The sequence below is a fragment of the Vibrio rumoiensis 1S-45 genome, from assembly GCF_000286955.2.
Taxonomy (GTDB): domain Bacteria; phylum Pseudomonadota; class Gammaproteobacteria; order Enterobacterales; family Vibrionaceae; genus Vibrio; species Vibrio rumoiensis_A.
Map to the genome: position 1 here is coordinate 76,855 of NZ_AJYK02000095.1, position 11,422 is coordinate 88,276.

General features: G+C 37.2%; 7 protein-coding genes. 3 read left to right on the plus strand and 4 right to left on the minus strand.

Annotated features, from left to right (window positions below; all coding sequences use genetic code 11):
* Positions 1-112 precede the first annotated feature (112 nt).
* On the plus strand, positions 113-2,050 hold the full coding sequence (locus A1QC_RS13335; RefSeq protein WP_017026274.1) for a bifunctional diguanylate cyclase/phosphodiesterase: 1,938 nt from the start codon (positions 113-115) through the stop codon (positions 2,048-2,050).
* Entirely contained in the window at positions 2,047-4,197 is a 2,151-nt protein-coding gene (locus A1QC_RS13340) for a type I secretion system permease/ATPase (RefSeq protein WP_017026275.1), read from the plus strand. The genes A1QC_RS13335 and A1QC_RS13340 overlap by 4 nt, the downstream gene beginning before the upstream one ends.
* Before the next feature lie 55 nt (positions 4,198-4,252).
* Here the strand turns inward: A1QC_RS13340 and A1QC_RS13345 are convergent, their stop codons facing one another.
* The 3 genes from A1QC_RS13345 to A1QC_RS13355 form a co-directional block, all read right to left on the minus strand.
* On the minus strand, positions 4,253-4,933 hold the full coding sequence (locus A1QC_RS13345) for a hypothetical protein (protein WP_017026276.1): 681 nt from the start codon (positions 4,931-4,933) through the stop codon (positions 4,253-4,255).
* A gap of 118 nt (positions 4,934-5,051) precedes the next feature.
* Entirely contained in the window at positions 5,052-5,801 is a 750-nt protein-coding gene (locus A1QC_RS13350) for an exonuclease domain-containing protein (protein ID WP_017026277.1), read from the minus strand.
* Positions 5,802-6,002: 201 nt separating this feature from the next.
* Positions 6,003-7,778 carry a sodium:solute symporter family transporter gene (locus tag A1QC_RS13355; RefSeq protein WP_017026278.1) on the minus strand — a complete coding sequence of 592 codons (1,776 nt, stop codon included), beginning with the start codon at positions 7,776-7,778 and terminating at the stop codon, positions 6,003-6,005.
* Positions 7,779-8,746: 968 nt separating this feature from the next.
* On the opposite strand from A1QC_RS13355, the gene A1QC_RS13360 reads away from it, so the two are divergent.
* Positions 8,747-9,466: an oligogalacturonate-specific porin KdgM family protein gene (locus A1QC_RS13360; RefSeq protein ID WP_017026279.1), complete on the plus strand. Its 720-nt coding sequence runs from the start codon at positions 8,747-8,749 to the stop codon at positions 9,464-9,466.
* A gap of 259 nt (positions 9,467-9,725) precedes the next feature.
* Here A1QC_RS13360 and A1QC_RS13365 read toward each other — a convergent pair whose 3' ends face one another.
* Positions 9,726-11,138, minus strand: a complete 1,413-nt coding sequence (locus A1QC_RS13365) for a polysaccharide lyase family 7 protein (protein WP_017026280.1) — start codon at positions 11,136-11,138, stop codon at positions 9,726-9,728.
* Positions 11,139-11,422 lie beyond the last annotated feature (284 nt).

Below are 11,422 nucleotides of genomic sequence, written 5' to 3' on the forward strand. Positions count from 1 at the left end.
TTGAATATGCAGTTCAAAAACAAAACTAGGCGGTTGTAAGCCTCACCTTTATACTCATTACAATCAACAGTTAAAAACCTTCTCGTTAGAATAACGTATAAGCGAGTGCTGTATGACCTTATTTAAACAGTTATTAATTGGCTTTTTCTTACTCTTTTTTATCTTGATGTCTTCAATTTTCATCACTCAATACAAATCAGCAAATGACTTTTTAGAATCACAACAAACCATTAGCATGCACAATTTAAGCAGCGCTGTTCAAATCGCTATTGAACCCTATGTGGCAACTAATGATATTGAAAAAATGGTAGAAATTACAGATACTTTATACAGCCAAGGCTTCCATGGTTATATAAAGCTTCAATACCAAGATCAAGATGAGCCGATTGTGGTTCACCAAAATGATCCTGTAAATCGAGTACCATCTTGGTTTAAAAACATGGTGAATATTGAGCCTGTAGTGGTCACGCAAGCAATACCCCATTACGATAACAACCCACTCATGATTACCGTCGCCAATAATCTCAATAATACCTATTTAAAGCTTTGGCGTGCCACTTACCATTTACTCATTAATTTTTTCTGCTTTTTACTGGTAAGCCTTATTTTATTAGTGATTATGATAAGACATATCCTCACACCGATTAAAAGACTTCAACTACAAGCTGATAAAATTGCACAGCAAAACTTTGGCCATTCTCTGCCTATTCCAAACATTAGTGAATTGAAAGCTCTCACACATAGTTTCAACCACATGAGTGCTCAAATTGAAGCGAATACCCGACAACAAGCCGAAGAGACTGAAAAATTACGCCAACGAATTTACCAAGATCCAATTACCGGCCTAGCAAATTTGGACTATCTGATGGCATCAACTGGGCAATCTTTAGCAAGCTCAAAATATTCCACCTCATTGCTTTTATTACATTCCGATCTCATTCAAGATCATCTAGAGAATGATGAATTCATTGAAGCTCAAAGATTAGCTCAACAAATGGCAATCCAACTGAAAACACTCACCAATGACAATAGTATTATTGCTAATATCAGCCTTTTTGAATTTGTACTGATTCTGCCCACTCAATCTCATGAAGACATGGAAAATATTGCGCTTACTATGCTAAACAAAGCAGAAGAAATACAAGCAGAACCATTCAATCTCGCTACTCTACAAGCCAGAGTTGGAGTCGTCACGGTAAGTGAAGATGATGACCTACAGCAATCGCTTAAAAAGGCAAGAATCGCAGTACAAGATAATCTTATTCATACTGGTGATAACATCACTTTCTATACTAATGGAAAGCATGCCGATATTCAATTCCGCTCTGCTGGAGAGTGGAGGCTACTGGTAAAGAAAGCCGTTGCCAATATGGAAGTGAAACTCACGACTCAAAGCCCAATAAATCAGCAGCGCCAACCTATCCATCAAGAAGTATTTGCTCATATCGAATACCACGGAGACCAATTTAATGCTGGTCAATTCATTAATGCCATTCAATATCACAGCGAAGGTTTAATGTTTGATATGCATATTCTTGAGTTACTATTTAGAAAACTTACTCATTCCGATTCAACATTACCAGTTGCTGTTAACATCACAGTGAATAGCATTAATAGTGCTAACTTTTCACGTTGGTTAGATAACAAACTGAATAGCCACCCACACTTCGCTGAACAGCTTATATTTGAATTACCTGAAATCGCTTTTATACGCTACGAAAGTAATATTCAACGCCTTGTTGGTGTAATTCAAAAGCACGGTTTTCGGTTTGGTATTGATCACTTTGGCCATAATTTTAATCAGATCCATTATCTAAATAAATTCAAGCCGTCTTATGTCAAATTAGATCATGTTTATACGGTTCATATTGATGAACAGCAAAAAGCCGATCTACTAAGTTCAATACTAAGGTATGTAACTAACCTCAATATTTTAATTATCGCTACTCGCATAGAAAACAGTGCTCAAATGGAAACTTTATATCAATTTGAACTGCAAAACTTTCAAGGTTTTCTTGCTGATGCTGTAACCAATGAGTCCAAAGAATGAAAGATCCATTATTAGAATCCCTTATCTATATTAGCCATTACTATGGGCAGCCCCATTCCGCTAACTCATTAGTAAATGATTTACCATTATCCGATGGCTTACTCACCACGCACCTATTCCCACGAGCGGCAGAAAAAGCCGGATTAACCGCCAAATTATGTCAACTACCAATTGATAATATATCACCATTATTATTTCCGGTTGTGGCCTTTCTTAAAGGTGGGGATACTTGCGTTATCCTTGATTTTGATAACGAAACTCAAGAAGCCGAAATTGTTCTTGCTCAATCAGAAGGTGTAACACAATCCATTCCACTTGAAGAATTAAATCGTCAATATTCTGGTCAATTATTCCTCATTAAAAAACGCTTTCGGTATGATGATCGGTCACCGGAAGTGCTTAAAACTCGCAATGGCCATTGGTTTTGGGGGACGCTCTGGGAATCCAAAAATATTTATCGCGATGTTTTACTTGCTTCTATATTGATCAATATATTTGCGATCGCAACACCACTTTTTACCCGCTTAGTCTATGACAAAATTGTCCCGAACCTTGCGTTTGATTCCTTATGGGTTTTATCTAGCGGTATTTTTCTGATTTTTATTTTTGATTTAGTTCTTAAACTAATGAGATCGTATTTCATTGATATTGCAGGGAAAAAATCAGACTTACTCATCTCGTCAAAAATATTTAATCGTGTTTTAGGCATTCGTTTAGAAGCCAAGCCAGCTTCTGTCGGCGCTTTTGCTAAAAACATGCAAGAATTTGAATCTATTCGGGAGTTCTTAACCTCCGCCACAGTTGGTGCATTGATCGATCTTCCTTTTGCCTTACTTTTCTTGTTTGTCATTTTCTTAATTGCAGGTCCGTTGGCTCTCGTACCGTTAGGCGCAGTTTTGATATTGGTAATTTACAGCTTCTTAGTGCAACGACCTTTAAAACGCTCGATTGAAGAAGGATCTCGTTTATCTTCTCAAAAACACGCCAACTTAATTGAAAGCCTAAGCGGACTAGAAACATTAAAGACTTTTAACGCTCAAAGTCAATTTCAATATCGCTGGGAAGAAGCCGTGGCTCACATGTCTAATTGGAGCATCAAAACCCGTCGTTTAACTGATTCAGTCCAAAATACCGCAGGCTTTCTTCAGCAATTTGTTTCTGTAGCAATGATTATTGGGGGGGTCTACCTTATTGCAGACGGTCAATTAACCATGGGTGGATTAATTGCAGCCACCATGCTTAGTGGTCGTGCGGTTGGACCTTTGGTACAACTGTCTATGCTATCGACTCGTTATAACCAGGCAAAATCCGCTATGACAATCATAGAACAAGTCATGGCGATGCCAATGGAACAGGAAGAAGGTAAACGTTATATTCACCGCCCTGTTCTACAAGGAAAGATTCAATTTGATGACGTCAGTTTTCACTACCCTGAAAGTAAATCTTATGCGTTAAGAAATATTAGCTTTACCATACAACCCGGTGAAAGAGTGGCCATTATTGGGCGTATCGGTTCAGGTAAATCAACAATTCAACGTCTCATCATGGGTTTATATAAAGCTACAGAAGGCTCGGTAAAAATCGATGACATGGACATTAATCAACTTCACCATACCGATGTAAGAAACAATTTTGGTTGTGTCCCTCAAGACTGCTCACTCTTTTTTGGCTCGATCCGCGATAACATTACTCTTGGCCGAACGCAAACCAACGATCATGATGTATTAATTGCTGCGGAACGTGCTGGAGTGACCAATTTTACTCAACATGATGAATCAGGGTTAGATAAACAAGTAGGTGAAGGTGGAGCTGCGCTTTCCGGAGGTCAACGACAAGCTATTGCAATAGCCAGAGCTTGGTTAAGCCAGCCTCCTCTATTGTTAATGGATGAACCGACCAGCCAAATGGATAATCGCTCTGAAGCCTTAATTAAGCAGCAATTAAAGCGTTTATCACAAAGTGAAACACTGATTTTAATTACTCATAAAACCAGTATGCTTGATCTTGTTGACCGATTAATCGTTATGGAACGCGGTCATATCGTTGCTGATGGACCTAAAGAAGCGGTTCTACAAAAACTTAGAGGCAAAAAAGCACCTGCGCCAGAATCTACATCTAAACCAATTGAAGAAAATGTAGGTAAATAAAACAAAAAGAGCACGGCAAACATTATTGCCGTGCTCTATCTATTCCAAATTCCACTTAACTTTTTGTTAGTTTGAACTCATCAATACGTACTTCAGTTTGCTTACCAATATCACCATCTAAATTTATGCCACTGGTATCGGTAATGTGCATTAATGCATAAATATCAAGGGTAGTATTGCTGCCAGAATTAAACGCGACTGACACCTGTTTAAAGCCTTTCTTAACCGCACCTTGAGGATTCATTGCAACGTCTTTTGCATGAGCCATTGTTGACTTAATGGTTTTACCATCTTTAGACTTAACACCAAATTCAAGTTCACTAGGAGAAGTTGGTCCTTTCTTATCGTAATAATACAAAGAAAGTATGTAATCGGTATTCGGTTCAATATTTGATACTTCTTGGCTTAACCCTGGAGTTGCTGTGAAATCATCATTTTCACTGACAAAGCGAATCCGAGCTGAGCCTTCATCTCCAAATGCCGTATCTTTTGAACTGCCTACATCACCTTTACCATTACTCTTATCTGCAAGTTTTTGCCATGCATCACTCTTACCATTATTACTTCTAAATTCAGTAAGTTGATTATCTTGAATTAAACCTAAAGCCGAGCTTGTGCTCGTCGCAGCAGGAGCTGATGTTGTTGCGGTACTTGCTGTCGCTTCTGGTTCTGATGTTGAAGCACACCCAACTAATACACCACTAATCACTAAACTTAAATATACTTTTCTCATCATCCTTAACCTCATTTAGTTTTAATAATCGAAGTTAATATTAATGTCTTATTGTAATATTTAATGTGATGATGAGTGAGTTTTTCTAGATTAATGACATTCAAGATCAAATTTTTAACAATTAACCGAAATCCATTCTAGGAAGCGTTTTCTTATTGAAAATATCATCAATGTTGACCTTATGTCGTTGATCACCAAATATATTCACCATTTGAGCAAGAAATAATTCAGCGCATGATATAGAATCAATCAGTGCATTATGAGCCGGATAACACGGTAAACCATGCTTTTCTCTTACATCGGTCAATTGGTAACGACATAGCTCACCATGTTTAATATAGGTTAAGCACTTTTCAATTTTTAGAGTATCAATCCACACAACAGGCAGTTCTTTAATGCCATACTTATTTTTCACATAATGATCAATAAAGCTTTTCTCGACTATCGCGCCATGGACTAAAATCACCTTACCTCGCATCATTTCAAATAAGGCTTCCATCGCCTGATCCAACTCATCCCCTTCCAACAGCATTTCAGGAACAATATGGTTAATCACCGCACTTTCTGGATTAATGTGATGTTGATTATTTAAGTAAACATGTCGAGACGATTCAATTTCAATCTTATATCCGTACAAAGGCACCGTACCAATACTTAAAATAGTATTGTCTATGGGATTAAAACCCGTAGTCTCAAAATCTAATGCTAAATAGTGAAGAGTATCAATCGGAGTCGTTAACTTAGGTAAAGGATAGGCAAGCAGTTGGCGCAAACTATCGGGCCAGTGCGGTTCAACAGTAATACTTTTCCTCACACTTTCTAAACGAGTTAAAGGATGAGAAAACCACTTATTACTCAAACTTTTTAGCATCGACTTCTTACCTTTTATAATTCACGGCATTTAAGATTTGTATTTATCCACTTAACCATTAGTTCTAGCTATTACCATTATCTAACAGATTATTCCTTGGTAGCATTGTTAGAAAATCAAAAGGACAAAAAGCCAGCGTTATCACCACGCTGGCTTTGTTTAGAAATAAAAGCGGATATAACTCATCCGCTAATATTCCACTTACTTAGATTCAGCTTCTATCTGTGCATCTTCAACTTTAGTATCTACCGCTTTCACAAGCAACAGACCTACAGCAAGAACAATCACACCACACAGAACGAAGATCATACGTCCCCAGAATGGGTTTGGAATCACAAACATTGCCATTACCATCACACCAGCCACACTAATTAGTGTACCAAGCATACGGCGTTGTTTGTTATCTAGGTTCTTCTGCTCTGCGCCTTCCGATACAAGAGGTGTTGCTAAGTTATTGAAGAACAAATCAACATCTTTCTCACGGTGTGGTGCAAGTTGCTTGTAGAACAATGTTGATAGCATGAAGAAGCCACCAGTAATTACGATATGAGCAATCAGACCAATCGCAACTTTCAAGTCAGACCATTCACGTTTCGTTAGCTCTTCTAGACCAAACCATGCTGAGATGTGATCCGCTGTGATAACAAAACCAACATAGTAAGAAACGAAACCACCAACAACTAGCGTACCCCAACCAGCCCAGTCCGGCGTTTTACGAATAAAGAAGCCAAGGAATGCTGGAATTGTCATTGGGAAGCCAATTAAGGCACCAACGTACATCATTGTGTCAAATAAGCTTAACCCTTTCAGTGAGTTGATAAACAACGCAACCATAATGATCGCAATACCAAAGAAGGTTGAAGTCACTTTAGATACAAATACCAATTCATTTTCAGTCGCATTTGGACGTAAAACAGCTTGATAGAAGTTCTTAACAAAAATACCAGAGTTACGGTTAAGACCTGAGTCCATAGAAGACATGGTTGCTGCAAACATTGCTGCAATTAACAGACCGACCATACCAACAGGCATGTATTCTTGTACAAAGTAAAGGTAAGCGAAATCACCTGCTTTGCTGCCTGCTTCTGGATAATGAGCGGCTAAGTCAACACCTTGACCTGCAATGAACCAACTAGGCATGAACCAAATAATTGGGCCTAATGTCATTAAGATACAAGCAAGTAATGCTGCTTTACGTGCGTTATTTGAATCTTTTGCTGCAAGGTAACGATAAGAGTTAAGCATGTTATTAGTAATACTAAATTGCTTAATAAAGATGAAGAACGCCCAAAGACCAAAGATACTAACGTAATTTAAATCACCACCTGTAAGGAATGAATCCGTCGGGAAGTTTTCAACGATGTTAGTAACGCCACCACCTTTAATCATAGCTACAACAGCCGCTGTTACAGTAACCGCCATGATGATGACCATTTGCATGAAATCGGATGCGATAACCGCCCAAGAACCACCTGTTACCGACATAACCAATACAACTAGACCAGTTAGGATAATAGTCGTGTTCATGTCGAAACCGAAGATACCAGAAGCAATAATGGCAAGACCATTTAGCCAGATACCAGCAGAGATAACACTATTAGGCATGCTTGACCATGTAAATACTTGCTCATTACCACGCCCAAAACGCATACGAATCGCTTCAATTACTGTGATAACACGTAACTGACGGAATTTCGGTGCGAAATATAAGTAGTTCATCAAGTAACCAAAGGCGTTTGCAATAAAGATGATTGCTACCGCAAAACCATCGTTATATGCCTTACCTGCAGCACCGGTGAAAGTCCAAGCACTAAATTGAGTCATAAAAGCAGTTGCACCAACCATCCACCATAACATGTTGCCGCCCCCGCGGAAGTAGTCACTGGTGTTACTTGTAAATGTGCGGAACATCCATCCAATCGCGATTAAGAAGAGGAAATAGATTCCGACAATGGCAGTATTAAGATCAAATTCCATCGTGTTACCCTTTATATTAAGTTTTAGTTTCAACGTTAATATAGCTAGTTATAAATTCATTTGTAGTACAATATTGCCATTGCGTGACATGAATCGACATTCAAAGACACTTATTTGTAGGACAAGTGATCTAGGTCAATTATTTTATTGATTTCTATCGCTTACAACCCATTATCACTAGCTCTTTCACCTAATTATTGACTTAGATACTGCAGTGAAAGTGTTTAAAATACCATCTATTATATCTTGATGATCTTACACTATTCACTCAAACATTCTCCCTATAAATCAGTGCTAGGCCTTATCTTATAACGATAAAATCAATTGAAATAAGATGGATAACTAATCTCATTGCTTTAATGGCCAACTCATCTGCTTCAAACTCATCCTACCAGCAATATGAAAACTAAAAAATTGAGTATAGATGACAGCAATGTATGGTGCATACCCAACTATTTCATTCTAAATAGCGCGAAAATAACCATTCATTCACAATCTAGTTCAGGTTAAAACAAAAGGTAGATCTCACTATTTACCTTAAAAATCAGTAGGATTAAGCTTGCCTCTAAGAAAAACCTTACACACAGATCACACTTTACGAATTTATGACAGCATTGCAATAACAACAAATAAACATTAAAAAACAATAACTTAACTATAAGTATCGCACTATTATTACATTTGTAACTAATCGTGACTTTTAATAAGTCGATCTTTTTCACATTTTCTCGTCATTATTTTATTTAATCTATTTGTATTATTTAATTCTAATAAGACTTAAAGCGTAATCGAGATATCCATGACGGTAAGTAATCGATTAACACGCACTTCATTAGATAAATAACGGATTAAATCTGTAACGCTCAATGTTATTCAATACGGCTAAAAAATAAGCCTAAACATTGAAATATCGAGCGTTATAAATCACGAAAAATAATGTAAACACAATAACTAGATAGGACGTCTGTATGTTTAAATTAAATAAAATTACATTAGCTGCAACTACTCTTTTGCTTGCAACTTCTGCTGTTAGTGTAAATGCAGCTTCACTTGATTATCGCCATGAGTATAAACATGATACAGAATCAAATGGTGACCGTATCAAGATTGGCGGCAGTACCAAAGTAGAACTTGGTACACACTATTACAGTGTTGAAATGAAATTTAATGGTAAAGATGGTTCATACGGTTACCAAGATTTAGAGCGTGGTGATTCTGAATTTGAATACAGCTTCAAATACTTTGTAAATGACAACTTTTATCTACAACCTGGCATGCCAATTACCATGGGTGATCAACGAGTTACTTACAAACCGCAACTACGTGTAGGTTATGAATTCGATTCAGGCATTACGGCTAAATTACGTTACCGTCATGAGTTCCGTGATTTCACTGATGAAAAAGAGAATGGTGAAACATGGCAAAAAAGTAAAGTGACGGCCAACCTTACCTATACTTGGAATAGTACCGTTCAGTTTGATTTTGAAACCAACTATGAAAAAGCTCGTGAAGGCGACAACTGGCTTTTATATGATGGAAAAGACTGGAACTACGACTACAACCTGAAGGTCGGTTACAAAAATGACAGTAACTGGCGCCCATACTTCGAATTGGGTAATGTGAGTGTAAGCAGTAAATCTGATGAACGTCAACTGCGTAGCCGTGTAGGTTTGACTTACAGCTTCTAAACCACCTTTGTACATCCCTCTTTGAAACAAAAAGCCAAACTCAACGTTTGGCTTTTTTATTTCTATTTTTTATTTCTATTTTTTATTTGAATACTCTATTTTATCGATTCCATTACAATACTTGTAACAGAATAATACTTGTAACAGAAATTAAAGCATTACTGGCATTGATCTTATTTCGGACGGAACACCCCTAACAAAAAAAGGACACTCCAATGAGTATCCTTAATTGTATAATTGTTATTAAATTTAAATGATGTTAATTATGGCTTTGCTCTAATGAATAAAAAGTGGCTTGAACATAATCATTCGCATTACCGCTATTATTTTGATTATAAACACCAGCTTTAAAATACATATATTGGCCACCATTATCGTAACCACTATTACTCATATCTATGGTCTTACTTACATCATTCTTCCCTACACGAGAAATTGTCACGGTTAATGCATTACCTTTCACTTTAATTTGATAGCTAAACTTCTCATTTAGTGCAATTCCATCGGATGGATTACTCGCAGAATCACTTTTACTGCCAATAAGTTCATGCCATGCATCATTAGTGCTATTTCTTGACTCATGAGCAAAGTAAATTGAACCTTTAGAATTATTCGGTAATTTACGGTAATACAGGCGTACTGGTTCATCATCATTGGCATGAATTTGACCAATAATCACGCGACCTTTTTGATAATCATCACCCGTGGTTGTCACATGATTCACCGCCAGTGTTGCTTCTAATACGCCATCAATACCACCCGCGTTGTTTCTATCACTCTCAGGTGCCGATGAAAAAACCCAGTTATTTTTATTTACCCCTTGAGTTTTTATACTGGTATCTCCTTGACGCAGCATTTCACGTAACTCAGTTCGAGCATAGCTGGTATTCGTTGAAGTCTTTGGTGCGTCAACGTTCACTCTAAATACCATACCGCCATCGTCTTCATTAGTATAAAAAGTATTTTCTAATTGATAGCCGTTATTTAATGTTTCTTCAGAAATGCTGTCTGATTTACCATTATTATCGAGATCAATCGGCACACCTAAATACCAGCGGCTTAAATCAAAATTACTTGACGGTGGTAACATCGGATCTAAAGAAAAACTTTCACCGCATCCCTTCACTTTTATTTCAGTGATACTAATAAAGTTATCCACGTTGTTTTCTTGGCCAATCACTTTGACATAACGAGCTTTAGCCGTATCAATATCATAATCGACATATTCGTCTTGATTGACACTTGAAGGCTTGGTTACTGGTGCCGATTGCCAGGTTTTACCATCTTCCGAAACCATTATTTCAAAAGCATATTCACGCTGCATATCAGAATCTTGGTACCAAAGAATCGAAACCATATTAATGTATGACGTTGTCCCTAAATCGATAATCAACTCTTTACCTGCTCCTTCAGAAGACCAATGAGAGTCACTTGTTCCTTTTCCATCAATGGCTTTGTCTGGAGAATAAGATTCATAAAAACTGCCATCGTCCACGGCAGATAAAAGCGATAATTCATCATAACTTGAACAGGTAAATTGAGGCACTGACGTTTCACTAGATATTGCACTACCACCAGACAACTCGTCAGATGAACTCGATGAGCCACCACAACCCGCCAATATTGCTGACATTAACGCTGTCATTGTAAAGCTACGCGGCCATTGATTCATAATTACTTCCCTTTAAAAAACCATGAATAAAACATTAAATTCCATTGTTAGATTACCATTACGGCACAACTTAATAATCATACAATTAAACTGTAAAACATATTTAAATGTCATAAAATTGTGAGATACGCAGCAAAAGATTTGCTCTTAATCTAAGTTAACTATTATTTGAACGTGATCACAAATAATTAAAAGTTCATATATAACAACTATTTAAATAATAAAAACCAATGTCACACTTTTGTCATTTAGTTTGATTATTAACGATAATATATAACTCGATC